This window comes from Pedococcus sp. P2_E4, from assembly GCF_056403935.1.
Map to the genome: position 1 here is coordinate 14323 of NZ_JBFUEO010000002.1, position 25446 is coordinate 39768.

Genomic DNA, 25446 nt, shown 5'->3' on the forward strand with positions numbered 1-25446 from the left:
GGCATACCTGCTCACTGCCCTCGCGCGGCCTGACCTGCGGTGACAGGATGCGGGAATGGCGAAAAAGGGGAAGAAGGACAAGAAGTCCAAGGTCGCGGGGATCGATGCGACCAAGGCCAAGGACACAGCTCCGAAGGCCGTCGCCTTCGCGGATGCGTTGCGGGTGGACGAGGGGTTCATCCTGGCCGACCTCGACCCGCGGTCCACCCCGGCGTTCGACGGTGACAAGGCGGCAGGCGAGCAGGCCCTCGCGGCCCGGGCGGGGGAGATCAGCGGCTTCCAGGAGAAGCTGTATGCCGAGTCCAAGGGCGGCGGGAACCGCTCGCTCCTGCTCGTGGTGCAGGGCATGGACACCTCCGGCAAGGGCGGGATCATGCGCCACGTGGTGGGGCAGATGGACCCGCAGGGCGTGCACTACACGGCGTTCAAGGCGCCGACCGCCGAGGAGAAGAAGCACCCGTTCCTCTGGCGCATCCGCAACGCGCTGCCCGCGCCGGGACAGGTCGGGGTGTTCGACCGCTCGCACTACGAGGACGTCCTGATTGTCCGGGTGCGGGAGCTGGTGCCCCGATCGGTCTGGTCCCGCCGCTACACCCAGATCGCCGACTTCGAGTCCAAGCTGGCCGACTCGGGGACCACCATCGTCAAGGTGATGCTGCACCTGTCCTCCGACGAGCAGAAGGCGCGGCTGACCGAGCGGCTGGACCGCGAGGACAAGCACTGGAAGTACAACCCCGGTGACGTCGACGAGCGGCTGCTGTGGCCCGCGTACCAGGAGGCCTACCAGGCCCTGCTGGAGAAGACGTCCACGGATGCCGCTCCCTGGTACGTCGTCCCGGCCGACCGCAAGTGGTACGCCCGGCTGGCGGTCCAGAACCTCGTCCTGGAACACCTTGCGCAGATGGACCCGCAGTGGCCACCGGCCGACTTCGACGTCGCGACCGAGCAGGAGCGGCTCGCCAAGTCCTGAGGCGGGCGGTCGACGTCGGCGTCCCCGGGCGGGGCCGGCGCGTGCGATGAGTTCTCGCTCGCCTGGTGGTGCACCACCACACCCACGAAAGGAATCACCGTGCTGAACGACTCCCAGGCCTTCAGCGGGTTCTCGGTGGACRACACCGATGCCGCACGCACCTTCTACGAGGACGTGCTCGGGCTCGCCGTCACCGAGGAGAACGGCATCCTCAGCATCCATCTCGGCGGAGGTCACCGTGCCATCGCGTATCCCAAGCGCGACCACCAGCCGGCGACCTTCACGATCCTCAACTTCCCGGTGTCGGACATCGAGGCAACAGTTGCCGGGTTGGCTGATCAGGGGGTGCGCTTCGAGCGCTATGCCGGGACGCCGATGGAGACCGACGAGCAGGGCATCTTCCGCGGGGGTGGCCCGCTCATCGCGTGGTTCACCGACCCAGCGGGCAACGTGCTGTCGGTGGTCGAGGCTTAGGAGCGGCACCAGATCCCGGGTGACACGGCCTACGCTTCGACCATGTCCAACGACCAGAAGGCCATCTGGCAGCGGTACTACCGGGAACGTCGCGAGGCGCTGATCTCCAAGGTCGAGGACCTGTCGGAGTACGAGGCTCGCAGGCCCCGCACACCAACCGGAACCAGTCTGATCGGCATCATCAAGCACGTCCTCAACGTGGAGGCGGTCTACCTCGGCGCCACCTTCGGACGCCCGTTCCCTCACGCTGAGGAGTTGGTCGCCGACGAGGAGTATGGGTCCGATCCGCAGGCCGACTGGTACCTCACCGCCGACGAATCCACTGCCGGCATCATCGACCTCTATCGCCGCGTGATCGCTCACTGCGAGCAGACCGTCGAAGTGCTCGGGCTCGACACCGTCGGCCATGTCCGGCATTGGGGTGACAAGGAGGTCACACTGCACTGGATCTTGGTGCACAACTTCAACGACCTTGCCCAGCACAACGGCCAGGCAGACATTCTGCGCGAACAGGTCGACGGCAGCGTTGGGTGGCGGCAGCCAGGCGACAACATTCCGGACGGGTACGACTGGCCGGAGTACGTCGCGAGGCTCACCGGGCTCGCCGAGACGTTTCGCCAGTAGCGCCGTTCTATGTTCAGATCCCGGCGTGGGACAACCAAGGGCCGAGGCGCGAGCTCTATTCGGCACAACCGCCCCGCGGCATGGCCGGATGGTCAGCCGGAGGTATGGCGCCCCGTGATACCTCCCGGCGTTCGCCTGTGCAGGATCAACTGGACCATCAGGATCGGCAAGCCGATCCACGCCGGCAGAGCACTCAGCCGCGCCACAGTCCGCGGCATGGTCGGGCGGTCGCCCGTAACGCGGCATATCCGGATGTTCGTTCCGGGGGTCAGCGGGCTCCTCAGTGCGGCCTGGTGAGTTCCTGTCGAAGGACCTCAATGTAGAAGGCGACGCCCGCAGTGAGGGCCTCATCGTTGAAGTCGTAGGTGCGGCTGTGTAGAGGTGCACCGCCGGCGGCGTCGTCGGTGCCGTTGCCGATGAAGCTGAAGCAGGAGGGGACGTGGCGCGCGAACACGCCGAAGTCATCGCTAGCCATGATCGGTAGGCAGTTGCCGTCGACCCGGTCCTCGCCCAGAGCCGTGGCGGCCGCTCGTGCGGCCAGCCCTGCTCGTTCGGAATCGTTGATGGTCGGGGCGAACTCGTGGGTGTAGGTGACGGAGGCGCTGGCACCGTGGGCTGACGCGATGCCCACGGCGATCTCTCGGATGCGGCGCTCGAGGAGGGCCTGCGTCGTCGGGTCGAAACTGCGAGTGTCGCCGGTGATGGACACGCTTCCGGGAATGGCGTTACGGGCACCGTCAGTGTGGAACTCGGTGCACGAGAGCACGGCTGGAGTGACTGGGTCGATCGTTCTGGCGACGACCGTCTGCAAGGCGAGGACGATCTCCGCGCCGATGACGAGCGGGTCAATGACAGCGTCGGGCCGGGCTGCGTGGCCACCGCGGCCGGTGATGGCGATGGTGAAGTTGTCCTCGCTGGCCATGACGCCGCCGGCTCGGGTGAGTAGGTGCCCGGTGGGGATGCCGGGGAGGTTGTGCAGGCCGTGGAGAGCGTCGAGGGGGAAGCGTTCGAGGAGTCCGTCGTCGATCATCGCCTGGGCGCCGCGGCCGGGTTCCTCAGCGGGTTGGAAGATCACGCGGACGGTGCCGTCGAGGGTGACGTCGGCTGCTGCCGTCGCGGCCGCGCCGAGGACCATGGCCATGTGTCCGTCGTGGCCGCAGGCGTGCATGCGTCCGTGGTGGGTCGATCCGTGGCTGCGGCCTTCGACCTCGGCGATGGGGAGGGCGTCCATGTCGGCCCGCAGGCCCACGGAGCGGGTGGACGCCCCTCGTGTCAGGGAGCCGACGACTCCGGTTCCGCCAACGCCCCGGCTGACCTCGAACCCCAGGGTCTCGAGCACGTAGGCGACATAGGTGGAGGTGGCGTGCTCTTCGCACGCGATCTCGGGGATGCGGTGCAGGTCTCGGCGCCAGGTCCGCAGCTGAGCGTCGAGGTGTGGCGTCACGAGGCGGCTCCTTCGGTGCTGAGCAGGACAATGACGGCATCCTCGGGCAGGTCGAGGTCGTAGCGGTGGGTCGGGTCGGCCAGTGCAGCACGGACCCCAGCCAGGGTGGCGGCGCCGCACGCGCCCGAAGAGACGCCGAGCCCTGCGAGATCGGCGGACGCGCGCAGGGCGGCGGTGTCGTGGACGACGACAGCGGCGTCGAGCCCGTCGCGTAGGACGGGCCAGGCGAGGCTCGATATCGTGCCGCAGTTCAGGCCGGCCATGACCGTGGAGGCCGTAGGGACGCTCGTCGGCCGACCTTGCGCGAGGCTGGCGATGACACAGCCCGCACTGTCGGGCTCGACCGACAGCACGCGAGTCACGCCTTGGCCGGGTCGGCGGTAGTGCGCGACCACCGCCTGCGCCAACGAGCCGACCCCGACCGGGACTGCGATGAGGTCGGGGGTGCGGCCGAGTTGCTCGTCGATCTCGTCCAGCAGGGTGTCGTAACCCTCGACGATCCAGCCGGGGACCTCCTCGTAGCCCTCCCACGCGGTGTCCTGCACCAGCTCTCGGCCGACGTCGGCGGCAGCGTACCCGGCGGCAACACGGACCGCGTCGTCGTAGTCCCCGTCGACCCATCGGACCTGCGCGCCCTCCGCCTCGATGAGCTCAGCCGTCTGGCGGAGCATCACGCCGGGCACGAACACCGTGGCGGCGGTGCCGAGTAGACGGGCCATGCGCGCCACCGCGCGACCGTGGTTGCCGTCGGTCGCCGTCACCAGGTGCGCCCCGGGGGAACGCTTGAGCACCCGTATGCACGCCCACGACGCACCCAGCACCTTGAACGCGGGTAGCCCGAGGCGCATCGACTCGTCCTTGACGAGCACCCGCCGCACACCCAGCTCGGCGCCCAGGCTCGGCAGGTCGACCAGCGGCGTCGGCTCATAGCCGGGCAGGTCACGGTGAAACTCGCGAGTCGCCGCGCCCGGGCCGGACAGCCACCCCAGGGCGTCGGGATTGTGGAACCAGGTCGTCATTGGCCCAGTGTTCTGGGCGGACACGCATCACGTCCAGCGCATAGTCTTGAGCAAAACCCTTAAGCAGATCTGATGGGTGGTGGCTGTACGTGTTCGAGGTCAAGCGTTTACACCTGCTCGTCGAGCTATCGCGCCGGGGCACGATCGCGGCCGTGGCCCACGCCCTGTCGTTCAGCCCGTCCGCGGTGTCCCAGCAGCTGAGCGTGCTCGAACGAGAAGCCGGGGCCCGCCTCCTCGAACCCGACGGGCGCCGTCTCCGCCTGACACCCGAGGGCGAACTGCTCGTCAAGCACGCCACCACCGTCCTCGCACAGCTCGAACGCGCGCACGCAGACCTCGCATCCTTTCGAGGCGATGTCACCGRAACCGTCAAAGTGGCCGCCTTCCAGAGCGCCATCCTCTCCCTCGTCCTGCAGGCCGTCACCCTCATGGCCGATCAGCACCCCGACTGTCGCCTCGAGGTCACCGAGCTCGAACCCGAAACCGCCCTGCCCGCACTCGCCGCTGGAGACTTCGACCTCGTCCTGGCCGAGGAGTACCCAGGGCACCCGCTCCCCGTCATTCCAGGCGCTGACCTGAACGAACTGACCACCGACCCGCTCGAGCTCGTCGTCCCGACCACCTGGGACGAGGTCACAACACTCGAAGCCCTCGCCGATCGGCCACTCGCCCTGGAACCCCCCGGCACCACATCCCGCACCTGGGCCACAGCACTGTGCCGAACGACCGGGTTCGAGCCCGACATCCGCTACACGTCCACCGACCTACAGATCCACCTACGAGTCGTCCAAGAAGGACTCGCAGCAGCCCTCCTGCCCGGCCTCGCCGACGCCAGCCATCGCGACGGCGTCATCACTCACGCACTCCCAGGGCGCCCCTACCGGCGCATCCTGACCGCGACCCGGGTCGGCAGCCGTGAACACCCACGCATCGCGGCGACGCACCAAGCCCTGAAGACAGCAGCCGCCGGCCAAACCCGGCGCCAGACCCGCGAGAGCCGGCCATGAGCTCCCGCACATCGGCATGAGAGGACGGCGAAGGGTTAGAACGGCGGTTCGTCGTCGCGGGCCGGGATCGTCGACCGGCGGCGGCTTCCTGGCGACTTGCGGGCGACCCCCTGGGCGGCCTCGTGTGGTGGGGTGGGGGAGGGGTCGCTGGCGCGGATCCGCTCACCACGACGCAGCGCTCGGCGATTGCGCTGGCTGATCGTGTCGCTGCGGCAGGCCCTCGCGATCAGCCCGCGCTCGAGGTCGTGGGTGACCTCGTCCTCGAGGAGCGAAGGCAGGGCAGGGACCGACGCGGGCAGCGACGAGGACGCGGGCAGCGATGCGCGAACCGCGGCCGGCAGTGGTGCTGGCGCGGCTGTCGGAACCGTCGCGATGCGTTCTGCCGGAGTGGCGCCAGCCGTCGTGTGCAGGTGGTCAGTGGGATAGGTCGTGCGTCGTCGCCCGGTCGGGTCGACCCACGTCACGACGGCGTCCGGTCGGGCTGTGACGTTCCACCCAGGACGTTGCTTGATGCGGTGATGTCGGCGACAGAGGCAGATGAGGTTGCCCGGGTCGGTCGGTCCGTGTGGCCACGCCCTGACGTGGTCGAGGTCGCAGGACCGTGCGCTGACCGCGCACCCGGGGAACCGGCAGCCGCCGTCACGCGCCCGGACGAAGGCGACCATCCACGCAGGCGGGCGATAGGAGTCGCTCGTGGGGGAGGCGTCCTGGCCCAGTGGGAGGGTGGTCAGCGCACCGGTCACGTCGTCGCAGGCCAGCACCTCGACGGACGACGCCGGGACGACACCAGCCCGTCCGGCGGTCGCGGTGGCCGCCCCGGGGCGGCGTGAGCCGTGGCCCCGTAGGCGAGAGCGCCGCGAGGGGAGCGGCGCGCCGGGGAGCCCCGCCAGCCAGGAGGCGCGGACGTGGGTGATGCCCGGCATCCCGAAGGCAGTCACCGGGACGAGGGCCGCGTCGTCGGCGCCCAGCGGGCCCGCTGGCCCGGTCGAGGGGTCGACGGCGTGGCGGGCCACCTCGCTGGCCGGAACCGTCAGATGCACCGCGACCTTTCCGGTGGCGCGAGCATGGATGAGGTCCATCAGGGCGTCAGCCCGAGCTGTCTCGAGGCCGGCGCAGCGACCCTCGGACACGTAGCTGCGGGCCAGCCCGTCGACGACGGACCAGGCCGAGCGTGACTGCTCGACCGGCAGGGTCGCGCTCCACTCGTCGACGCCCGGAGCCCAGGCGGAGCGGCGCAGCGAGCGCTCACCACGGGCCCGATCGGCCAGGCGGCGCACGAGCTCGGGGTCGACGCGCTCCAGCGTGCGTCGCGTGCGCCGGCGCAGCGGGCCTGCAGCCTCGGCGCCGCCGGTCGCCATCAGGCGCTCTACGACGACACCGTCGACGTGGCCACACACGTCCGGGTCGGCCTCACGCAGCTCGGTGGCGACGACACCGGCGCGGTAGGCGTCGAGGCGACCAGCAGCCATCTCGCCCAGCAGCAACGGGTGGCGGGTCATGAGGTCCACCGCCAGCGACACCCGGTCGAAGGCCGCAGCCGCGCTGAGGCCGAGGAGGTCGTCGACCAGCGCCGGGGCGTCGAGCCGCTGGTGGCCCAGACCGCGGAACTCCTCGACGACCGTGCCGTCCTCGAGGGCGACCTCGTCGCGGGCCGCGATCTGCGCGAGCGCCACGGTCTGGAGGGCGGCCACGACATTGAGGACCTCTTGGCAGCCGGCGACCAGATGCACCCAGTCGTCGGTGTTCGCGCTCGAACCCCGCGCCCGGGCATCGGTCAGCTGCTCCTGCAGCTGCGTCCGGATCCCCCCGAGTTCGAACATGCGTCCATTCTAGGCGATATCGGACATCGGGGGCAAGATCCGATGGCGACGAATCCTGTTCACCAGCAACGCATTTCGCGTCCCGGCGGGCAGTCGGCGCCTGTCAGTGCCTCGTGCTAGACGGTGAAGGCCCGGTCGACGAGAGTGCGCGCGGTGGTGGCCGACAGCCCGGCGTCCAGCGTGCCGAAGGTGACCCCGTGGTCGCCCCCGAGCCGGCTCGCCACGAAGGCGTCGGCGACGGTCGTCGGTGCGTACTGCACGAGCAGGCAGGCCTGCAGGGTCACCGCGAGGTGCTCCACCAGGCGCCGGGCGCCGGCCTGCGCCCCGGGCTGTCCCGCCGCAGCCACGACGTCGTCGACCTGCGCGATGGCGGTGTCGAGCACGGCACTGTGGCCGTGGGCGAGCTGGACCTCCTTGCGGAACGCCTCCACGGACAACGGTTCCCGGCTGATCGCGCGCAGGACGTCGAGTGCGTTGACGTTGCCCGAGCCCTCCCAGATCGAGTTCAAGGGCGCTTCGCGGTAGAGCCGGGCCAGGCCGTTCTCCTCGACGTACCCGTTGCCGCCGAGGCATTCCAATGCCTCGGCCACCATGGGCGAGGTGCGCTTGCAGACCCAGTACTTGCCGACAGCGACGCCCAGCCGGGACAAGGCGGTGTCACCCTCGTCGACGGCGTGTGCGAGTCGCAGTGCGAGCGTGGTGGCCGCCTCGACCTCGAGGGCCAGGTCCGCCAGGACGTTCTGCATCAGCGGCTGGTCGACCAGCAGGGCGCCGAAGGCGGACCGGTGGCGGGTGTGGTGGACCGCGCGAACGAGTGCGGCCCGCATCGTCGAGGCCGATCCGAGGATGCAGTCGAGCCGGGTCGCGGCGACCATGTCGAGGATCGTGCGGATGCCCCGGCCCTCGTCGCCGACCCGCACACCCCACGTGCCGTCGAGCTCGACCTCGGAGCTGGCGTTGGAGCGGTTGCCCAGCTTGTCCTTGAGCCGTTGCAGCGCAAAGGCATTGCGGGTGCCGTCGTCGAGCACGCGGGGGACGAGGAAGCAGCCGATACCGGCGTCGGTCTGGGCGAGGACCAGGAAGGCGTCGCTCATGGGCGCCGAACAGAACCACTTGTGGCCCGTGAGCCGGTACGTGTCGCCACCCTCCAGCGGTCCGCCCCGGGTGGCGACGGCGCGGGTGGTGTTGGCGCGCACGTCCGACCCACCCTGCTTCTCGGTCATGCCCATCCCGGCGATGACGCCGCGCTTGCGGTCGAGCGGGCGCAGCCCGAAGTCGTAGGTGCGGGACGCGAGCCCCGGGACCCAGCGCTCCGCGAGGGCGGGGTTGGCCGCGAGCGCCGGCGCCGCGGCATACGTCATCGAGATGGGGCACAGGTGCCCCTGCTCGTTCTCGGACCACGCGATGAACCCGGCCGCCCGGCGGACGTGGTCACCGCTGCCGGCCGCTGCGGTCCACGGTTCGGCGGTGAGGCCGGCGCCCACGGCGACCGTCATGAGCTCGTGCCACGCGGGGTGGAACTCGACCTCGTCGATGCGTTCGCCGGACGGGGAGTGGGTGCGCAGCCGAGGCTCGAACTCGTTGGCCTGAGTGGCCCACCCACGCGCCTCGGCGCTGCCCCCACGGGTGCCGAGACCCACGATCTGCTCGTATGCCGTGGGGCCGGCCCAGCGCTCCAGACCCTCTGCCAGCGCGGGTTGGGTGAGGACGGTGTTGTAGTCCGGGAGCGGGGGCACCTGGTTCGTCACGGCGTGGGTGGGCACGGTGGAACGATATGCCGGGATACCGTGACGGGGTGACTTTGAAGGCTCGGGTGCGCCGCGAGCTCCTTCGCGTGCCGGGGGCGCTGCCGTTGGCGCGGCTCACGGTGGAGACGATCCGCGTGTGCCTGCGCTACCGCGTCACCGGTCTGGCGTCAGAGGCCGGCTTCTTCATGCTGCTGTCGCTGCCTCCGCTGCTGCTGGGGCTGTTCGGTGGTGTGGGGTACCTCGGCAAGTGGCTGGGGGCCAACACCGTCGCCGACATCATCTCCGGCATCCAGTCGTGGGCGTCGAACTTCCTCACCGACCAGATCGTCAGCAGCATCGTCCTGCCGACCACGCAGGACGTGTTCCGGAACGGGCGCTTCGACCTCATCTCGGTCGGCTTCCTGCTCTCGGTGTGGTCCGGCTCCCGGGCGCTCAACGTGTTCGTCGACACCATCTCGATCATGTACGGCCAGTCCGGGGTGCGGGGAATCGTCCGCACCCGGGCGTTGTCGCTGACGCTGTACTTCCTGTCTCTGGTCGTCGGGATCGTCGTCATCCCGTTGGTCGTGATCGGCCCGACCTGGCTCAAGGACCTGCTGCCGGCCGAGGCCGAGTTCCTCGCGTGGCTCTACTGGCCGGTCGTGACGGTCGTCGCAGTGGCGAGCATCGCGACGCTGTTCCACATCTCCACGCCCCGACGGTCGCCGTGGCTGCGGGACGTCCCGGGGTCCGTGCTGACCCTGACCATCTGGGTGCTGGCGTCGTTCGTGCTGCGCGGGACGATCACCGTGTCGCTGGACGGGACCTCGATCTATGGCCCCTTGTCCGCGCCGATCGTGCTCCTGATCTTCCTGTACGCCCTCGCGATCGCCCTGCTCATCGGTGCCGCGCTCAACGCCGCGATCCGCACCATGTGGCCGGTCGAGGAGCGGCAGTCGCTGCGGGCGCGGACGGTGGAGTGGGTCAAGGCCCGGGTTGCCCGGCGCCGCGAGGGCGCGCAGCCGGTCGCCAAGGCGGTCCGGCCCGCTGCCGGCGAGCCGGACGAGCTGACCGGGTCGATGGCGGCCCTGGCAGCCGAGGCGCGCAAGCCGCTGACCCCCGTTCCCCCAGCCCCGGACGAGGCCGCGGACGAGTCGTCGGGCGAGGCGGCGCCTGAGGCGTCCGCTGAGGCGTCGGCTCAGGACTCGACCAAGGGGTCGGCGAAGGGCTCGACCATGGGGTCGGCGCAGGGGTCGGCGAAGGGGTCGAATGACACCGGTGGCACCCGATTTGGAGACGATGCGCCGGATCAGATAATGTCTGTCCGCACGCGCAGCGGGGCTTGAAAAGCTCGCTCGACACCAATAGCGCGTGTAATGCGGATGTAGCTCAGTTGGTAGAGCGCAACCTTGCCAAGGTTGAGGTCGCCGGTTCGAGCCCGGTCATCCGCTCGGAGGGTTTGACCGCCTTCACGGTGGAGTGGCCGAGAGGCGAGGCAGCGGCCTGCAAAGCCGCGTACACGGGTTCAAATCCCGTCTCCACCTCGACTACGTAGAACCCGAAACAGCACCACCCTCGGGCGATTGGCGCAGTGGTAGCGCGCTTCCTTGACACGGAAGAGGTCACTGGTTCAAACCCAGTATCGCCCACCATCACGGAACGGCCCCTGACCTGCAGAACGCAGGCCAGGGGCCGTGTCGTTGCCTGCCAGGAATGTGCAGCGTTCCAGCAGCCGACAACACAGAGACCTGAGAGACCTAGACGCGGCCGGTCTCGTGGGCCCACATGGCCACCTCGACCCGGTTGCGGGCGCCGAGCTTTCTCATGAGGCTGGCGAGGTGGGCCTTGACGGTGCTGGGGGTGATGTAGAGGTCGCTGGCGATCTCGCTGTTGGTACGGCCTTGAGCCACGTGCAGGAGGACTTCCTCCTCCCGGGCCGTGAGCGGTTCTATCGGCTGTCGGGGCGGTGAGGTCTGTGCATGCGCGAATGCGGCGAGGAGTCGGACGGTCACGCTGGGGGCGATGAGTGCGTCTCCGTCTGCGGCGGCGTGGATGGCCTGAGTCAGCAGGGCGGGTCCGGCGTCCTTGAGCAGGAACCCGCGGGCGCCGGCCTTGAGCGCGCCGTGGACGTACTCGTCGGGGTCGAAGGTGGTGATGACCACGATCGGCAGGGGGTCGGTGACGTCGGGGCCGGCGAGGCGTCGGGTGGCTTCGATGCCGTCCATCAGCGGCATCCGGATGTCGAACAGTCCCACGTCGGGGCGCAGCTGGAGCGCCAGGCGCACCGCCTCGCGCCCGTCAGCGGCTGCGCCGATGACTTCGATGTCTGGTTGGGCGTCGAGGAGCATCGTCAGTCCGGTGCGCACGATGGGCTGGTCGTCGGCGATGAGCACCCTGATGCTCATCGTGGCGTCGCGGTCCGCGGCAGGTTCGCTTCGACCCGCCAGCCCCGGCCGGCGGTGGGGCCGGCGTGGAACGTACCGCCGAGCAGTGTCGCGCGCTCGCGCATGCCTACCAGGCCGTAGCCAGCTTGGGTGCGGCTTTGTAGGCCGGAGGAGCCGTCGTCCTCGATGGTCAGCCGGACCTGGTCGGCGTCTCCGGTGACGGCCACGGTGACGTGGGTGGCGTGGCGCGCGTGCCGTCGAGCATTGGTGATGGACTCCTGGGCGAGGCGGTAGATCGCGGCCCCGACCGCCTGGCTGAGGTCGTCGAGCTCACCCGCGAGCCTCACCTCGACGCAGGGACGTGTCTGGCCATCGTTGGCGAGCTGCTGGACCTCGGCCACGCCCGGCTGCGGCGCGAACTCGGTGTGTTCCGAGGCGCGGAGCACGCCGACGATGGCGCGCAGCTCGGTCAGCGTCCGGGTCGCGGCGTCCTCGATGGTGGTCAGGGCCTCGATGGCACGCTCGGGGTGGGAGGCCGCGATGGCACGTCCTGCTTGGGCCTGGATGGCGATTCCTGAGACGTGGTGGGCGACGGTGTCGTGGAGCTCGCGCGCGAGCTGTTCGCGCTCTCTCGCTTTGGCTTCGTCGATGTCGCGGATGCGGATCCTCGCGCGATAGCGGATCGCGGCGCCCAGCGCTGCGGCGACCAGGAAGAACGCGTATGCCGCGACCGTGTCGGCCAGGCTGGTGGGGTCCGCGACGCGGGTGACGGCGAGCCAGACCAGGATCACGCCAAGGCCGCCCGCGGCTTCTCGACCGGAGCCCCACCGGAACAGGGCGTAGGTCAGGACCAGGGTGGCCGAGACGCTCGAGGGCGGAGCGCCGTGCGATCCAGTGAGGATCCTGACGATGTCGACCCCGGTCAACAGGCCGAAAGCCAGCGCGGCCGCCACGAACGGGTGCGACCGTCGCCACGGCAGGGGGGCGATGGCCGCGAGCGCAGCAAGGAGCAGCACCGGGCGAGGGGCCATGTCGTGGCGGAGCACCCCTTCGACCACAGACCAGCAGACGAAGGCCCCGACCAACGTCCAGTCCCGCGGCCGCCTTTTCGGGGGGTTCGCGGGTCGAGGTTCGACCCACAGCGAGCGCAGTGCGTCGGTGGCCACCTGATCAGGCTAGGCAGCCCGCGTCATCGGTGTATCCGCCGAAAGTACAACAGGGCGACTGGACCAGCGGCCAGGTCACATCACGCCCCGGGGCTGATGTGCCCGCTGACCGACATCCCTGACAGTGGAAGCACCCACCCGATCAAAGCCAAGGAGCATGGTGATGAGAACGCCTCGATCCCACGCGGTGCTGGAGAAGCCGCCGTCCCAGAGCACGCTGGATGATCTGCGCCTGCCCGTGCAGGCCAAGCTCGCGGCAGCATGGGCCAGCTTCATGTTCCTCTACATCTACGTCGACTACCTCGCGCTGTACAAGCCCGGCTTCGTCGACGAGATCCGGGCCGGCATCGTCCACGAGTTCGACACCGGACCGACCTTTGTCGCCCTCGCGCTCACGCTCGTGGCCATCCCGATCCTCATGATCCTGCTCTCCACGACACTGCCTGGCCCTGTCAACCGCACCGTGAACCTTGTCGTGGCAACGCTCTACATCCCCGTGTCGATCTACAACGCGGCAGGGGAGCCCTGGACCTACGTCTACTTCTACGGCCTGTCCATCGGGCTCGAGGTGCTGCTCCTGGCCTTCATCCTGCGCTCAGCCTGGACCTGGCCACGCCGCACCGCATCACCGCAGAGCCTGGCCCCGTAGCGCAAATGCCGGATCCGGCGACGGACTCACTTCGCTAGGGTCTGGCCCGTGAGCAGCCCCATGACGATGAACAGGGTGATCCACGCCGCGGTGCGCCGTGACCTGGCTCGCCTGGAGTCCGCTCTTGACGCGGCTCCCGACGGTGACCGGGCTCGGGCGGCCCAGCTCGAGGCCGCCTACGCGAACATGCACGACCAGCTCAAGCACCACCACCTGGGCGAGGACACCCACGTCTTCCCGTTCCTGGCCAGGGTCGAGGGAGCGAGCGAGCTGGTGGAGGTCATGGAGGCCGAGCACCAGGCGATGGCGGCCGCGCTCGCGGAGGCATCGACGGCGATGACCACCTACGCGTCGACCGCTTCGGCCGTGGATGCGTATGCCGCCCGGGACGCCATCGTGCGAGCGCACGAGGTCGTGGAGCGTCACCTGCACCACGAGGAGACAGAGCTCGAGCCGCTCATGCTGCCGCACCTCGAGTCGCCCGACTGGAAAGCCGTCGAGAAGCGCCTGCGACCGGAGTCCCTCGCCGAGACGGGCCGCTGGATGGCCTGGGTCCAGGACGGGATGGCCGACGAGGAGCGTGCCTACTTCCGCTCCACGATCCCCGCTCCGGTCACCTTTCTCCTGAGCAAGGTGGCGGGCAGGTCGTACCACCGGGAGGTCGCCCCGGCCTGGCGAGGCACAGCGTGACCTGGCCGCTGCCCATGGCCGACGTCAGGCGTGCGATTTGCCTGGCCGCGCGGCGCTGACTCGACTGGTGAGGCCCATCCGGTGCGTGCTGCCGCCTTCGTAGTGCACGCTCCGCCGCACGGGCTGACGTGGGTCGTCGCCCCGGGCGAGCTCGCTCTTCGGTCTGCGTGTCTGGCGTCCGCTCCCGTCCCGGGGATAATGCCGGGTGTGCCCAAGCCGAAGCTGCGATTCCTCACCCGGAAGGGCCGGGACCTCACGCTTGCCGATGACACCGGTCACGAGCACCGCGCCACCCTGAGCCGGGTCGAGGCGTCCGCCTCGGTCCGCGAGGACGGGTCCTTCGTCTTCGGCTACTGCAAGAGCTGTGACTGGGTCGGTCCGGCTCGGCGGGCGCGTGCCAAGGCCGGACGCGACGCCCTTGGGCACGAGCCGAACTGTGAGGGAAGGGGCAAGGTCCGGATCGGTGTCACCGGGGACTGAATCAATGATTCGGCGAGGGAACACAGGGGAGGGTCAGACTCACCACGGTCCCGGTCCCGTCGGGGTGCGCACCGATCGTGGTCGTCCCACCGTGGGCGGTGACGATCGCGTCCACGATCGCCAGGCCGAGTCCGTGCCCCGGCCCCGAACGTGAGCGAGCGTCCCGGCTGAACGGGACCAGGACGTGCTCTCGCAAGTCCGTGGGGATCCCCGGCCCCCGGTCCGACACGCGGATGGTCACCCTGCCCGCCTCTGTCGCGGCGTCGAGGAGGACGTCGGTCCGGCCGTGCCTGAGGGCGTTGTCGACGAGGTTGCCGACGGCCTGGTCGAGTCGGTTCGCCTGCCCCGGGACCGTCAGCGAGCCGTTCGAGCCGCCCGAACCTTTCGAGCGGGCGTCGACCCGCAGCCCTTGAGTTGCAGCACGGTTCGAGAAGCGGTGCGCCACGTCTCGCAGCAACCGCTCCAGGTCCACGTCAGACACCTCCAGTGGCGGGAGCGAGCCGTCGGTCGAAGCAACCGTGAGGAGCCCCTCGGACAGTGCCGTGAGTCGAGACACTTCCTCGTTCGCCGAGACCAGTGCTGCGGTCAGCTCGTCGGTTGAGCGGGGTCGGGAGAGGGCCAGGTCGAGCTCGATCCGCAACAGGGACAACGGAGTTCGCAGCTCGTGGCTGGCCTCTGCCACGAACCGCCGCTGTTGGCGGGCAGCGGAGTCGAGCCGGTCGAGCATGCCGTTGAGCGTGGCGCCCAGCCGGTGGATCTCGTCGTCGGCCACCGGCAGGGGCAGCCGAGCGCCGGTCGAGGTCGACGAGATCTCGGCTGCCCTGCTCCGCATCCGCTCGACGGGACGCAGCGCGGCCCCGGCGACGAGGTAGCCGAGCGCCGACCCGAGGACCAGCGCCAGTGGCCCGCCGACGAGGAACTGCGACACGATCCCGCCGAGGGCATCCTCCTTGCGCCCCTGGGACGTTCCGACCACGAGCACCTGGTCCGAGACCCGGCGCGCAAGCAGCAACCCGCTCTCCGTCCCGTCCTCCCCGACGAGGTCGACGGGGCGCTCGAGCGGCCGCCCGGTGGAGGTCGAACGAGCCGCGTCGGCGGCGCCCAGGGCCCTGCCCGACAGCTGCGGCGACGAAGCCAGGATCCGACCATCCGGTGTCATGACCTGGGCGAAGAACTCTCCGGTCATCGCACGAGCAGCCTCCGCCCGGGCGGAGGCGGGGACCCTGGCGAGGGCGTCCAGCTGGGACGCCATCGCCTCACCGCTCTGCTGCGTCAGCGCGCCGTCGACCCGCAGGTAGACGAAACCACCGAGGGCGACGATGGCGACGGCGGTCGCCGCGGCGAAGGCCGCCGCGACCTGTACGCGAAGCGGGACATCCCGAGGGCTCTTCATCGTCCGGAACCGTCGAGTCGATAGCCGACACCCCGGACCGTCTGCAGTGAGCCGTGGCCGAACGGCCGGTCGATCTTCTCCCGCAGGTAGCGCACGTAGACGTCCACGACGTTGGAGTGCCCGTCGGGCGCGACGTCCCAGACGAGGTCGAGGAGCTGGTTACGGGTGAGGACCCGACCCGGTCGGCGCATGAACGCCTCGAGGAGGGCGAACTCCCGTGCCGACACGACGACAGGCTCGCCCCCACGGCATACCTCTCGCGTCGCGGGGTCGAGCGTGAGGTCACCCACGGACAGAACGGTCGGTCGCTCCACCGGCCCCCGGCGCGCGAGCGCCCGCACGCGGGCGAGCAGCTCCGCGAGCGCGAACGGCTTGGTGAGGTAGTCGTCGGCGCCCACGTCCAGCCCGCGGATGCGGTCGCTGACCGCGCTGCGCGCCGTCAGCATGAGGACCGGGACCCAGCTCCCGCCGCGGCGAAGCCGTCGGCACACCTCGAAGCCGTCGAGGTCGGGCAGCATCACGTCGAGGAGCACGACGTCGAACTCGCCAGCTGCCACGGCATCGACCGCGGCCTCGCCGGTGCTTGAGACCTCGACGACGTGGCCGTTCTCGCGCAGCCCGCGCTCGAGCAGCCGGGCCATCTTCGGCTCGTCCTCGACGAGCAGCACCCGCACCCCTTCATGGTATGCAGCCAGGTGAGAGCGCGATGAGACCTCATGACCGCCTCATCTGACAGGCCTAGCCTCGGGCAGGAGCGAAAGGAGAAGTCACATGGGAGCTCGACTGACCAAGCGCCGGGGGTTCGCCCTCCTCGGGGCTGCCTGCCTGCTGGGAGTGCTCGGCGCCGGTGCCGCCGTCGCCACCGGTGGGGAGGACGGCTCGCCGGACACGGCGATCACGGGACCGGACCTGCAGAAGGCGACCGAGGCAGCCCTCGCCAAGACCGGCGGCGGCCGCGTCACCGGGACCGAGGTGGGCGACGAGGAGAGCCTGTATGAGGTGGAGGTCACCCTGGCCGACGGCAGCCAGGTGGACGTCCAGCTCGACGACCACTTCGCCGTCGTGGGGAGCAAGTCGGACCGCGAGGGCGGGTGACCCGTGAAGGGCGCGCTGGCCGGGCTGACCGCGGCAGCCCTTGTCGCCGTCGGCGCGTCGGCATGCGGGGGCGACGACCCCAGTGCCCTGCCCACGGGTGACCAGTCCGTCGCCATGACGCCCTCGGACTTCAGCACGCGGATCGACAACGAGTACTGGCCGATGGAGCCGGGCAGCCGGTGGACGTACGACGAGGGCCGCGCCCTGGTGGTCGTCGTCACCGTCACCGACCACACCCGCCGGGTCGCCAACGGCGTCACGGCGCGCGTGGTGCGCGACACCGTCACCGCAGACGGTGAGGTCGTGGAGGACACCTTCGACTTCTACGCGCAGCACCGCGACGGCACGATCTGGTACCTCGGCGAGGACACCGCGGAGTTCGAGGACGGCAAGGTCGCCTCCAAGGAGGGGTCCTTCGAAGCCGGGGTCGACGGGGCGCTCGCCGGCGTCGTCGTGCCTGCGAAGCCGAAGGTCGGGATGAAGTACCGACAGGAGTTCCACCGGGGTGAGGCGGAGGACAACGGCGAGATCCTCAGCGTCAGCGAGATCGCCGAGGCCCCAGCAGGTCAGTTCGAGGACGTGCTGCTGACCCGCGACACCATCACCTTCAAGCCGGATGTCCTCGAGTACAAGCTGTATGCCAAGGGCATCGGGCCCGTGCTGGTGTTGGGAGTGTCGGGCGGGAGCGGCCGGGAGTCGCTGACGAAGAAGTCCACCGTGTCGGCACAGGTCGCCGAGGCGGCTGGGAGCGTTCCGCTCGGAGAGGCGTACGGCTGACCACCGCCGCGGGCGTCGTGGGCTCACATTGTCGCCGGATGTCCCGTCCCGACCTGTCGGCACGGCATACGCTGCTCGTGTGGCTGGGAGAGGTTCGGGAGCCCGAGGAGCAGGCTCGTCTGTCCCCCCGGAGGGTTCACGCTGGCCGCTGTCGTCCCTCGACCTCGACGATCTGCTCGAGGAGGTCCGTGCACGGGCCGGCAGCGCTCGCGAGTCCCAGGAGCGGCTGAGCTCACTGCTCGACGCGGTGGTCGCCGTCAGCTCCGACCTCGACCTCGCGGAGGTCCTGCACCGCATCGTGGCGTCCGCCTGTGAGCTGGTCGACGCGACGTATGGTGCGCTGGGCGTCCTCGGCCCCGGTGGCGAGGAGCTCGTGGAGTTCGTCACCCGGGGGCTCACCGAGGAGGAACGCGAAGCCATCGGGGTGCTCCCGCGAGGCCACGGGCTGCTCGGCCTGATCATCACGAGCCCCAAGCCACAGCGGGTTCCCGACATCGCCCAGCATCCCGACTCCTACGGGTTCCCCCCGAACCACCCGCCGATGACCAGCTTCCTCGGGGCCCCGGTGCGAATCCGCGACCAGGTGTTCGGCAACCTCTACCTGACCGACAAGCGGTCAGCCAAGGAGTTCAGCGAGGACGACGAGGCCATCCTGGTGGCGCTGGCCGCGGCGGCCGGCGTGGCGATCGAGAACGCGCGCCTGTACGACCGGACCAGGTCCGAGCAGCTCTGGGGCGCTGTGATCCGCGACGCCAGCCAGGCCCTCCTCGGGGGGCAGGACCAGCGGGAGGTGCTGACCGACGTGGCTCACCGGGTGTGCGAGCTGACCGAGGCGCAGACGTGCACCATCGCCCTGAAGCACGACACGGACCTGCTGGTCGTCGCGTTCGCGGGCGAGGACACCGCAGGCGACGACGCGGCGCCGGGACGACTGGGGCCCGGAAGCGCCGTCCGCGATCCCGAGGTGCTGTCCGCCCTGCTGCTGGGGGCCCGCACCACGCCGTTCGGGGAGGGGAGCACCAGGGCCCTGGTGCCCTTGGCCCTCGGCGACTCCCCGATGGGGATCATGCTGCTCGACTGGTCGCAGGAGCAGAAGACCGACCCCCTCCCGGTGCTGACCAACTTCGCGCAGGGGCTGGCGGTCTCGCTGGGAGMGGCCAGCGCGCAGAGGGAGCGCGCCCGTTCTGAGCTCTTCGAGGACCGTGACCGGATCGCCAGAGACATGCACGACCACGTGATCCAGCGCCTGTTCGCGACGGGGATGTCGCTGCAGTCCGCAGCGCGGACGAGCGACGAGAGGGTGCGGTCCAAGATCGACGGTGCGGTCGACGAGCTGGACGCCGCCATCAGGGACATTCGCCACACCATCTTCGCTCTGCACCGCGCTCCCGGTGCCCGGGCGCTGACGACCGAGATCTCGACCATCTGCCGCGATGCCTCCGTGACGCTCGGGTTCCCGCCCGAGCTGCACCTCTCCGGCCGCACCGACAGTGTCGGCGAGCCCCTCGCCGCCGACCTCCTGGCCGTGCTGCGCGAGGCGTTGAGCAACGTCGCGCGGCACGCGGCGGCGTCGAGCGTCCGTGTCGCGGTGCAGGTCGGCACGGACGTCACCGTCACCGTCACCGACGACGGGCGGGGCATGCCTGCGGACATCGCTCGCTCGGGCTTGGACAACCTGGCACGGCGCGCCCAGATGCGCGGCGGGTCGATCTCCGTGGAGGCCGGTCAGCCTGCCGGGACGAAGCTGACCTGGCGGGTTCCCCTGTCCGAGGGACCCGTGGACACCTGACGAAGCGTGAGCGAGCAAGCCACGCCCTGTCGACGAGTTGGAGGAGTGCCGATCGTGATTCGCGTCTATCTGCTGGACGACCACGAGGTGGTCCGTCGTGGCCTGCGCGAGCTGCTCGAGGTCGAGGACGACATCGAGGTGGTGGGGGAGTCGGCGAGCGCCGGGGAAGCCTCCCGACGGATCCCCGCGCTGCGCCCGGACGTCATGGTGCTCGACGCACGGCTGCCGGACGGGTCCGGGATCGACGTCTGCCGCGACGTGAGGTCCATCGACCCGTCGGTGGCCGGGATCATCCTGACGTCGTACGACGACGATGACGCCCTGAGGTCGGCGGTGCTGGCCGGCGCGGTGGGCTACCTGCTCAAGGACATCAGGGGAAACGACCTGGTCGCCTCGATCCGTCGGGTCGCAGCAGGTGAGACCCTCCTGGACGGCGCCGTCGTGAGCAGACTGCGCGCGCAGTGGGGTCACGACGTCGAGGACCCGCGGCTGGTGTCGCTCTCACCGCAGGAGCGTCGCATCCTCGAGCACATCGCCGAAGGGCTCACCAACCGCCAGATCGGCGAGACGATGTCACTGGCGGAGAAGACCGTCAAGAACTACGTCACCTCGGTCCTGGCCAAGATGGGCATGGAGAGCCGTACCCAGGCGGCGGTCTACGTCGCCAGCCAGGGGGCGCAGACCGGTCGCCCACCGACCCCTCGCCATACCGGCCCTTCCTGATATGCGGTGACGGCTGCGGGCACGGCTGCGGGCACGGCTGCGGGGCGAGGGGAGGTGCTCACGCGCGTCGCGTGCCTCCGGCGACCTCGAACCGCCGGCCCGTGACGGAGCCCGGGACCACGCGCAGGAGGTGCGGCTTGGACCCGGGGGCCCAGGGAGACAACGGCAGGCCCATGACCTTGATCGCCTCGTCCACCTCGTACACCTCGACGGCCGTGCCCTTGACGACCACGCTCCACGCCTCGCCCGCATCGAGGTCGTACCCATCGACCTCGAAGGCCACGGGACCCTGCTGTGCGGCCTCGAACTTGGTGCCCCCAGCGGTCCGGATGACCACCGTCCCGTGGTCGACCGCGAAGTTCACCGGGAAGATGTCGGGGGCGTGGTCGACGACGACAGCAAGTCGCCCCACGACACCTGAGCGCAGCAGGTCCCATGACTGCGATGCGGTGGTCTCCCGCGCGCTGCCGTGGTCAGTCGTTTGAGCCAAATCCTGGTTGGTGTTCATGGCATCCATCGTGGGCCGGACCGGCAGGGGGCCACAGAGTCCAAGGTCCCTGTTCCGGAAGGCCCGGTCCCAGGCGCGGTGGTCTCGGTCATGCCGGCCGCTCAGAGGCGCTCGCGCACCGGCGGCACGAGGAGGTGGAGCCCGTGACGACGCGAGGTCCGGTCCGTGTCTGCCGAGGCCAGCGAGGACGAGACGACGGCCACGGGGCAGCGCGCGTCGTGCAGGACGCTGCGCGACACCGAGCCGAGGACCAGGCCCTTGACGGCTCCCCACCCGCGGGTGCCCACCACGAGCAGCTCGGCCCCTCCGCTCTGGCGCACGAGCTCGGCCACAGGGTGACCGCGGACGACGTGCCGGCGGACGTCGACCGTCGGGAACTCGTCGGCATAGCCGGCAAGCGCCTCGGCCACCACGGCCCGCTCCTGTTCGTCGGCCTCCTCCCAGTCGACGACCCACGTCAGAGCGGCTGCGGTGCTGTCCATGTCGACGTCCCAGGCATGGACCACGGTGAGGCCCGCTCCGCGACGCTCGGCCGCCTCGAACGCGAACCGGACCGCGGCCACCGAGTCCACCGAGCCATCCACGCCGACCACCACGCGCAGGTCGTCCGTCGACCGGCTGGGCGCCTCGCGGATGACGACAACCGGGCAGTGCGACTCGGACGTGACGTGCGAGGAGACGGAGCCCATGAGAAGCCCTCGGACCTTGCCGAGCCCTCGGGCACCCATGACGACGAGGTCCGCGTTGCTCGACGCGTCGACCAGTGCGTTCACCGGGTCGTCGGCCACGCACCGCTCGGTCACTGCGAGACCGGGGTGAGCTTGACGGGCCTTCTGGGCCGCCAGCGCACAGCCCTCGCGGGCGACCTCGTGGAGGGCATCCGTCGGTTGGGGTGGGGGCGGCCCGGCCAGCCCGAGAGACCGAACCGCGGGGTAGTCGGGGGAGTAGGCCTGGAGCACCACGAGGGGCGCGCCCCTCAGAGTGGCTTCGGTTGCAGCCCAGTCGAGGGCCCGGTCCGCCTGCGGCGAGCCGTCGACGCCGACCACGACTGGTCGGTGGCTGAGGTCGGAGTGGATGGTCATGACATCTCCCTCGGGTGCGGTCGTGCGGTCAACCCCAGCCTCCGGACCGGACGCGCCGCGGGACAGGGCCGTTGGTCCCGTCAGTGGGTGCCAGCGAGTCGAGCTCCGTGACGCCTGGGGTCTGCCCCCTGGCGCCCGCTAGGTACCGACCTACGTCATTTGATGGTTTGTGCCTCTGAACGCGGTCAATACCGTTGAGATGGCGCACAAGGTCGCGGCCCGAGATCGCTGGGGGCAGGACATGGCTGAGGAGTACCTCGTCTTCAACATTGGCGACGACTCGACCCGGATGAAGGTCGGTAAGTCGTACTTGCTGCTGGGCGTTGCCACGTCCGACAAGGGGGCTCGCGAGCTCGTCGAGAGCCTTCCCGCCGCAACCGCGTCGAAGGTCCTGATCGTGGCCAGGAAGGCGGTTGTCCGGCGGGTGCCGGCGGTCCGTCTTGAGGATGTCGACGAAAGCGTCCTCGACGAGGGCGCCTGAAAGAGCAAAGGAACGCCATGACACGTGCAGTCGAGGAACTCAGCCAGATCCCGTTCTCCCACTTGATCGGCTCGCCGATGAAGGCCGCCATCGAGGCCCAGGCGCTGGCCGCCCAGAGCACGGTGGAGTTCATCCAGAAGGTCGGCTTCAAGCAGCCGGCCGCCGGTGGCCCGGACGTGCTGTTCACCAACCCCCAGGCCGACGCCGATGCGGGAGAGATCCGCAACATCACCTTGGAGTACAAGAAGCTCGACGAGAACAACACCCAGCAGAACTTCAGCCTGACCGTCCCGCTCCTGTCGATCGTGCCCATCCCGTACCTGCGCATCGACGAGATGACGATCGACTTCAAGGCCAAGCTGACCGACAGCATCGTGCGCAACACGGCCACGAGCTTCTCGCTCGACACCAGCGTGGGCGGCAGCTACAGCGCCTTCTGGTCGCCGGTCAAGGTGGACTTCCGCGTCTCCGCGGCGTTCAAGACCTCGACGTCGAGCCAGGCGAGCTCGACACGGGACTACTCGATGGACATCCACGTCCGCGCGGTCCAGGAGGACATGCCGGGTGGGCTGTCCCGCATCCTCGACATCCTCGAGGACGCGATCACGGACACCAAGCAGCCAGCCGCATAGTCGGCCAGCGATGGTCAGGCTGAGTAACGTCGTCGGCGGGATCATGCGCGATCTTGCCCGCAGTCACTCCGTCTCCGACGCCTACACGGTGGACACGCTCGAGTCCTACCGCCAGGACCCGGTGTTGGGTCAGTTTCCGGTGCCCCGTATGGCGATCCGCGAGGTCCAGCTCACCCTGCGGTTCGCGGTGTCCGACGTCCAGGACCCAGTCGTCGACGAGGACCCCGGCGCCGTCCGAGAGCTGTGGTTGCGCGCCGTCCAGGAACGGATCCTGCCGCTGTCCCTCGCGGAGGTGGGGCGGGCCGACAACCGCACGGTGGTCGCGGCGTTCGCGAAGCGGCTGGCCGCTCCGGGCGCCGAGCTGACGGTGGAGGCAGGGGACGTCCTCGCAGCCGACCGTGCGGACGTCCTGGCCAGGACGACCTTGGCGTTCCTCAAGGAGCAGGCCTCCACCCTGCCCCTGACGGCCCGGCGCAGCATCGAGAAGACCGAGCTGGGCGCGGCGTTCGAGCGCATCGTCGCCCAGGAGCTGCCCGAGCTGCAGCGGGCGGCGCGTCAGCTCGAGCAGGCCAGGATCGCCAAGCAGTCGGAGCTCGACGTGCTCGTCACCTCCGAGGCCCTCGGCTCGGTGCCCGACAACCGCATCAGCGAGCTCACCGTGACCGTCGCCATGGACGACGTGCAGTTCGGCGCGCTGGACGAACAGGGGTGAGGGGCCAGTGGCACTGATCATCGACCCTGCAGCGTCCCTGACCCTGGGTCAGGCGGTCGGCAACATCCTGTCGGCACTCGTCGACGCCCAGGCACGGGCAGCCCGCACCACGGTCGAGTTCATCGAGGACGTGGGTTTCCAGCCCGCTGCCAACGGGAGCGACCCGCCCACCCTGCGCAGGGTGGAGTTCTCGTACACCAAGCGCGACGAGAACGACGACGAGTCCGTCTTCGAGGTGAGCCTCCCGCTCCTCGGCCTGGTGGACATCCCGCTCATCGCGATCAAGCGCGCCAAGATCGACCTCGAGTTCCAGGTCAGCAGCGTCGCCGAGCCCGACCGGCCCGGCCCGCAGCCGTTCCCGAGGCCGCTGCCCGAGAGCGCCGTCCCCGTCATCAAGGGGCGGGTGCTCACCGGGCGTACGACCAGCGTCGACCAGCGGGGCTCCATCAAGGTCAGTGTCGAGGTCGAGAAGGCCGACATGCCCCCCGGCTTGTCGCGGGCACTGGACGTGCTGGAGGTGGCTGCCCATGAGAAGAAGTCCGGGACCGGGGGCTGACCGGGCATGACGGGGGAGACGCTGGCAGGCAACATCACGCGCACCGTCGCCACGGCTGAGGCGGTCCTCGACCACTTCGAGCGGTCCTTGCAGCAAGCCGGTTTCGCCGACAACGCCGAGGCCTATCGCAAGCTCGCGGACACCCTCCTCGGACAGCGGCTCTGGGTGGCATCGTCAGGGGAGCCATCCGGAGCCCGCTTCCGGGCCGTCGGCCAGCATGCCCGCGTCATCCAGTCGATGCTGGAGCCGTACGTCGAGGCCTTCCGCCGTCTGAGCGCCCTCGCGTCCGACGACCTCGGTGACCCGGACGAGCCCGGCTGGGCAGAGGAGGGCCGCGACGGCGGCCCCGCGGACGGCGCCGGGCCCGCCGCCCGCGAAGCCGCCGACGAGCACGTCCTGGCCGCCCTCGCCGAGGTGGGCCGTCCGATGTCGCTCACGGCGCTGCGCGCCGCGCTGGACGTCCCGCGGCCGGCCCTGCTGGCCGCGGTTGAGCGGCTGGCCGAGGCGGGAGAGGTGACCCGGCGGCATACCGGTGGACGTGAGCTGATCGAGAGGGCGAGGCCATGAGCGACAAGAACGGGATCCTGTGCCTGGGCACCAGGGCAGACGCCACGACGTGGGAGAAGGGCTGCCGCAACCTCGGTTTCGACACGCCCCTGCCGATCAAGAAGCCGGCGCCGACGATGGACGAGCTCAAGGCGTTCTTCGGCAGGTCGTACGACTGGGTGTTCTTCGCCGGGCACTTCGCGGCCGGGCACCTGTACAACGAGTCGAACACCGTGGGCGTCCGGTTCAAGGAGGACACCGTGGTGCTCGAGGTCGGCAGCGACACGGTCGAGCTGCGTCGTGGCACGAGCGAGCTCGGCCTGAGCGCACCCCGTCTCGTGCTCTGGGGTGGCTGCAGCACCTTGGGCAGCGGGGCCACCGTCAAGGCACTGCACTCCCTCTTCGGCAGCCACACGATGATCGGGTTCCAGGCGATGACGGGGTGGAAGATGGTCGACGCGATGCTGGGGCAGGGGTTCCTGAAGGACAAGCGCCACTTCTTCACGCGCGTCGCCGCGGACTCCTCGGCGGAGGAGCTCCGGACGGGCTGGATGGAGACGGCACGGCTCGGCTACGCCGGGGGAGACCTCGAGGACCGGTTCGCGGCGGTGGACCCGGATGGCCAGCGCTGGGTCCTGCGTGACAAGAAGGTCGTCCGGGACGCCAAGCTGTTCTGACCGAGAGGCCGGGCTGTTCTG

The 25446-nt window shown here is 69.9% G+C and carries 28 protein-coding genes and 3 tRNA genes; 21 read left to right on the top strand and 10 right to left on the bottom strand.

Annotation, left to right across the window (positions count from 1 at the left end; all coding sequences use genetic code 11):
- The first annotated feature begins 55 nt into the window (after positions 1–55).
- From AC1DV7_RS01495 to AC1DV7_RS01505, 3 genes are all read left to right on the top strand, one after another.
- A complete protein-coding gene (locus AC1DV7_RS01495; RefSeq protein WP_477593879.1) occupies positions 56–970 on the top strand; it encodes a polyphosphate kinase 2 family protein in 915 nt (304 codons plus the stop codon).
- A gap of 99 nt (positions 971–1069) precedes the next feature.
- Positions 1070–1444 carry a VOC family protein gene (locus AC1DV7_RS01500; RefSeq protein ID WP_477593881.1) on the top strand — a complete coding sequence of 125 codons (375 nt, stop codon included), beginning with the start codon at positions 1070–1072 and terminating at the stop codon, positions 1442–1444.
- Positions 1445–1486: 42 nt separating this feature from the next.
- A complete protein-coding gene (locus tag AC1DV7_RS01505) occupies positions 1487–2068 on the top strand; it encodes a DinB family protein (protein ID WP_477593882.1) in 582 nt (193 codons plus the stop codon).
- 280 nt (positions 2069–2348) lie between these two features.
- On the opposite strand, the gene AC1DV7_RS01510 is transcribed toward AC1DV7_RS01505, so the two are convergent.
- Both AC1DV7_RS01510 and AC1DV7_RS01515 read right to left on the bottom strand, forming a co-directional pair.
- Complete coding sequence (locus AC1DV7_RS01510) at positions 2349–3512, bottom strand: amidohydrolase (RefSeq protein ID WP_477593884.1); 1164 nt, start codon at positions 3510–3512, stop codon at positions 2349–2351.
- A complete protein-coding gene (locus AC1DV7_RS01515) occupies positions 3509–4531 on the bottom strand; it encodes a pyridoxal-phosphate dependent enzyme (RefSeq protein ID WP_477593886.1) in 1023 nt (340 codons plus the stop codon). Before AC1DV7_RS01515 ends, AC1DV7_RS01510 begins: the two co-directional genes overlap by 4 nt.
- An 89-nt stretch (positions 4532–4620) precedes the next feature.
- On the opposite strand from AC1DV7_RS01515, the gene AC1DV7_RS01520 reads away from it, so the two are divergent.
- On the top strand, positions 4621–5538 hold the full coding sequence (locus AC1DV7_RS01520; RefSeq protein WP_477593888.1) for a LysR family transcriptional regulator: 918 nt from the start codon (positions 4621–4623) through the stop codon (positions 5536–5538).
- A 35-nt stretch (positions 5539–5573) separates the two neighbouring features.
- Here AC1DV7_RS01520 and AC1DV7_RS01525 read toward each other — a convergent pair whose 3' ends face one another.
- Together AC1DV7_RS01525 and AC1DV7_RS01530 are read right to left on the bottom strand one after the other, a co-directional pair.
- Complete coding sequence (locus AC1DV7_RS01525) at positions 5574–7358, bottom strand: HNH endonuclease signature motif containing protein (RefSeq protein ID WP_477593890.1); 1785 nt, start codon at positions 7356–7358, stop codon at positions 5574–5576.
- Positions 7359–7474: 116 nt separating this feature from the next.
- Entirely contained in the window at positions 7475–9121 is a 1647-nt protein-coding gene (locus AC1DV7_RS01530) for an acyl-CoA dehydrogenase family protein (protein ID WP_477593892.1), read from the bottom strand.
- A 32-nt stretch (positions 9122–9153) separates the two neighbouring features.
- Between AC1DV7_RS01530 and AC1DV7_RS01535 the strand changes: the two genes are divergently transcribed.
- From AC1DV7_RS01535 to AC1DV7_RS01550, 4 genes are all read left to right on the top strand, one after another.
- Entirely contained in the window at positions 9154–10431 is a 1278-nt protein-coding gene (locus tag AC1DV7_RS01535) for a YihY/virulence factor BrkB family protein (RefSeq protein ID WP_477593893.1), read from the top strand.
- 32 nt (positions 10432–10463) lie between these two features.
- Positions 10464–10536, top strand: a tRNA-Gly gene (locus tag AC1DV7_RS01540).
- Between the two features lie 22 nt (positions 10537–10558).
- Positions 10559–10629 (top strand) — tRNA-Cys (locus tag AC1DV7_RS01545).
- A 33-nt stretch (positions 10630–10662) separates the two neighbouring features.
- Positions 10663–10737: transfer RNA gene (locus AC1DV7_RS01550), tRNA-Val, on the top strand.
- A 105-nt stretch (positions 10738–10842) separates the two neighbouring features.
- Here the strand turns inward: AC1DV7_RS01550 and AC1DV7_RS01555 are convergent.
- On the bottom strand, positions 10843–11490 hold the full coding sequence (locus tag AC1DV7_RS01555; RefSeq protein WP_477593894.1) for a response regulator: 648 nt from the start codon (positions 11488–11490) through the stop codon (positions 10843–10845).
- A complete protein-coding gene (locus tag AC1DV7_RS01560) occupies positions 11487–12635 on the bottom strand; it encodes a sensor histidine kinase (RefSeq protein ID WP_477593896.1) in 1149 nt (382 codons plus the stop codon). Before AC1DV7_RS01560 ends, AC1DV7_RS01555 begins: the two co-directional genes overlap by 4 nt.
- 163 nt (positions 12636–12798) lie before the next feature.
- On the opposite strand from AC1DV7_RS01560, the gene AC1DV7_RS01565 reads away from it, so the two are divergent.
- The 3 genes from AC1DV7_RS01565 to AC1DV7_RS01575 all read left to right on the top strand — a co-directional run bounded on the left by AC1DV7_RS01565 (position 12799) and on the right by AC1DV7_RS01575 (position 14454).
- Positions 12799–13284, top strand: a complete 486-nt coding sequence (locus AC1DV7_RS01565) for a DUF6326 family protein (protein ID WP_477593898.1) — start codon at positions 12799–12801, stop codon at positions 13282–13284.
- A 48-nt stretch (positions 13285–13332) separates the two neighbouring features.
- Entirely contained in the window at positions 13333–13974 is a 642-nt protein-coding gene (locus AC1DV7_RS01570) for a hemerythrin domain-containing protein (protein ID WP_477593899.1), read from the top strand.
- Between the two features lie 207 nt (positions 13975–14181).
- Positions 14182–14454 (top strand): hypothetical protein, encoded by a 273-nt coding sequence (locus AC1DV7_RS01575; protein ID WP_477593901.1) that lies wholly within the window; start codon positions 14182–14184, stop codon positions 14452–14454.
- Position 14455: 1 nt separating this feature from the next.
- Here AC1DV7_RS01575 and AC1DV7_RS01580 read toward each other — a convergent pair whose 3' ends face one another.
- Both AC1DV7_RS01580 and AC1DV7_RS01585 read right to left on the bottom strand, forming a co-directional pair.
- Positions 14456–15847, bottom strand: a complete 1392-nt coding sequence (locus tag AC1DV7_RS01580; RefSeq protein WP_477593903.1) for a HAMP domain-containing sensor histidine kinase — start codon at positions 15845–15847, stop codon at positions 14456–14458.
- Positions 15844–16521 (bottom strand): response regulator transcription factor, encoded by a 678-nt coding sequence (locus AC1DV7_RS01585; protein ID WP_477593905.1) that lies wholly within the window; start codon positions 16519–16521, stop codon positions 15844–15846. The genes AC1DV7_RS01580 and AC1DV7_RS01585 overlap by 4 nt, the downstream gene beginning before the upstream one ends.
- A 97-nt stretch (positions 16522–16618) precedes the next feature.
- Here AC1DV7_RS01585 and AC1DV7_RS01590 point away from each other — a divergent pair, with 97 nt between their 5' ends.
- The 4 genes from AC1DV7_RS01590 (at position 16619) to AC1DV7_RS01605 (ending at position 20231) form a co-directional block, all read left to right on the top strand.
- Entirely contained in the window at positions 16619–16942 is a 324-nt protein-coding gene (locus tag AC1DV7_RS01590; RefSeq protein ID WP_477593906.1) for a PepSY domain-containing protein, read from the top strand.
- A gap of 3 nt (positions 16943–16945) precedes the next feature.
- Entirely contained in the window at positions 16946–17719 is a 774-nt protein-coding gene (locus tag AC1DV7_RS01595) for a hypothetical protein (protein ID WP_477593908.1), read from the top strand.
- Positions 17720–17798: 79 nt separating this feature from the next.
- Entirely contained in the window at positions 17799–19508 is a 1710-nt protein-coding gene (locus AC1DV7_RS01600) for a GAF domain-containing sensor histidine kinase (RefSeq protein WP_477593910.1), read from the top strand.
- 51 nt (positions 19509–19559) lie between these two features.
- Positions 19560–20231 carry a response regulator gene (locus tag AC1DV7_RS01605; protein WP_477594191.1) on the top strand — a complete coding sequence of 224 codons (672 nt, stop codon included), beginning with the start codon at positions 19560–19562 and terminating at the stop codon, positions 20229–20231.
- 58 nt (positions 20232–20289) lie between these two features.
- Here the strand turns inward: AC1DV7_RS01605 and AC1DV7_RS01610 are convergent, their stop codons facing one another.
- Entirely contained in the window at positions 20290–20748 is a 459-nt protein-coding gene (locus AC1DV7_RS01610) for a pyridoxamine 5'-phosphate oxidase family protein (RefSeq protein ID WP_477593912.1), read from the bottom strand.
- Positions 20749–20840: 92 nt separating this feature from the next.
- A complete protein-coding gene (locus AC1DV7_RS01615; protein ID WP_477593914.1) occupies positions 20841–21821 on the bottom strand; it encodes a universal stress protein in 981 nt (326 codons plus the stop codon).
- Between the two features lie 241 nt (positions 21822–22062).
- On the opposite strand from AC1DV7_RS01615, the gene AC1DV7_RS01620 reads away from it, so the two are divergent.
- The 6 genes from AC1DV7_RS01620 to AC1DV7_RS01645 are packed head-to-tail and all read left to right on the top strand — an operon-like array spanning position 22063 to position 25425.
- Entirely contained in the window at positions 22063–22302 is a 240-nt protein-coding gene (locus AC1DV7_RS01620) for a hypothetical protein (protein ID WP_477593916.1), read from the top strand.
- Positions 22303–22319: 17 nt separating this feature from the next.
- A complete protein-coding gene (locus AC1DV7_RS01625) occupies positions 22320–22934 on the top strand; it encodes a DUF2589 domain-containing protein (RefSeq protein ID WP_477593918.1) in 615 nt (204 codons plus the stop codon).
- A 10-nt stretch (positions 22935–22944) separates the two neighbouring features.
- A complete protein-coding gene (locus AC1DV7_RS01630; protein WP_477593920.1) occupies positions 22945–23646 on the top strand; it encodes a hypothetical protein in 702 nt (233 codons plus the stop codon).
- Between the two features lie 7 nt (positions 23647–23653).
- A complete protein-coding gene (locus tag AC1DV7_RS01635; protein WP_477593922.1) occupies positions 23654–24202 on the top strand; it encodes a DUF2589 domain-containing protein in 549 nt (182 codons plus the stop codon).
- A 6-nt stretch (positions 24203–24208) separates the two neighbouring features.
- A complete protein-coding gene (locus AC1DV7_RS01640; protein ID WP_477593924.1) occupies positions 24209–24769 on the top strand; it encodes a hypothetical protein in 561 nt (186 codons plus the stop codon).
- A complete protein-coding gene (locus AC1DV7_RS01645) occupies positions 24766–25425 on the top strand; it encodes a hypothetical protein (protein ID WP_477593925.1) in 660 nt (219 codons plus the stop codon). Before AC1DV7_RS01640 ends, AC1DV7_RS01645 begins: the two co-directional genes overlap by 4 nt.
- Positions 25426–25446: the final 21 nt, after the last annotated feature.

Coding starts and splice junctions, on each gene's coding strand:
- AC1DV7_RS01495 (WP_477593879.1), top strand. CDS start 56: ATGGCGAAAAAGGGGAAGAAGGACAAGAAGTCCAAGGTCGCGGGGATC.
- AC1DV7_RS01505 (WP_477593882.1), top strand. CDS start 1,487: ATGTCCAACGACCAGAAGGCCATCTGGCAGCGGTACTACCGGGAACGT.
- AC1DV7_RS01515 (WP_477593886.1), bottom strand. CDS start 4,531: ATGACGACCTGGTTCCACAATCCCGACGCCCTGGGGTGGCTGTCCGGC.
- AC1DV7_RS01525 (WP_477593890.1), bottom strand. CDS start 7,358: ATGTTCGAACTCGGGGGGATCCGGACGCAGCTGCAGGAGCAGCTGACC.
- AC1DV7_RS01555 (WP_477593894.1), bottom strand. CDS start 11,490: ATGAGCATCAGGGTGCTCATCGCCGACGACCAGCCCATCGTGCGCACC.
- AC1DV7_RS01565 (WP_477593898.1), top strand. CDS start 12,799: ATGAGAACGCCTCGATCCCACGCGGTGCTGGAGAAGCCGCCGTCCCAG.
- AC1DV7_RS01580 (WP_477593903.1), bottom strand. CDS start 15,847: ATGAAGAGCCCTCGGGATGTCCCGCTTCGCGTACAGGTCGCGGCGGCC.
- AC1DV7_RS01590 (WP_477593906.1), top strand. CDS start 16,619: ATGGGAGCTCGACTGACCAAGCGCCGGGGGTTCGCCCTCCTCGGGGCT.
- AC1DV7_RS01610 (WP_477593912.1), bottom strand. CDS start 20,748: ATGGATGCCATGAACACCAACCAGGATTTGGCTCAAACGACTGACCAC.
- AC1DV7_RS01615 (WP_477593914.1), bottom strand. CDS start 21,821: ATGACCATCCACTCCGACCTCAGCCACCGACCAGTCGTGGTCGGCGTC.
- AC1DV7_RS01620 (WP_477593916.1), top strand. CDS start 22,063: ATGGCTGAGGAGTACCTCGTCTTCAACATTGGCGACGACTCGACCCGG.
- AC1DV7_RS01625 (WP_477593918.1), top strand. CDS start 22,320: ATGACACGTGCAGTCGAGGAACTCAGCCAGATCCCGTTCTCCCACTTG.
- AC1DV7_RS01630 (WP_477593920.1), top strand. CDS start 22,945: ATGGTCAGGCTGAGTAACGTCGTCGGCGGGATCATGCGCGATCTTGCC.
- AC1DV7_RS01640 (WP_477593924.1), top strand. CDS start 24,209: ATGACGGGGGAGACGCTGGCAGGCAACATCACGCGCACCGTCGCCACG.
- AC1DV7_RS01645 (WP_477593925.1), top strand. CDS start 24,766: ATGAGCGACAAGAACGGGATCCTGTGCCTGGGCACCAGGGCAGACGCC.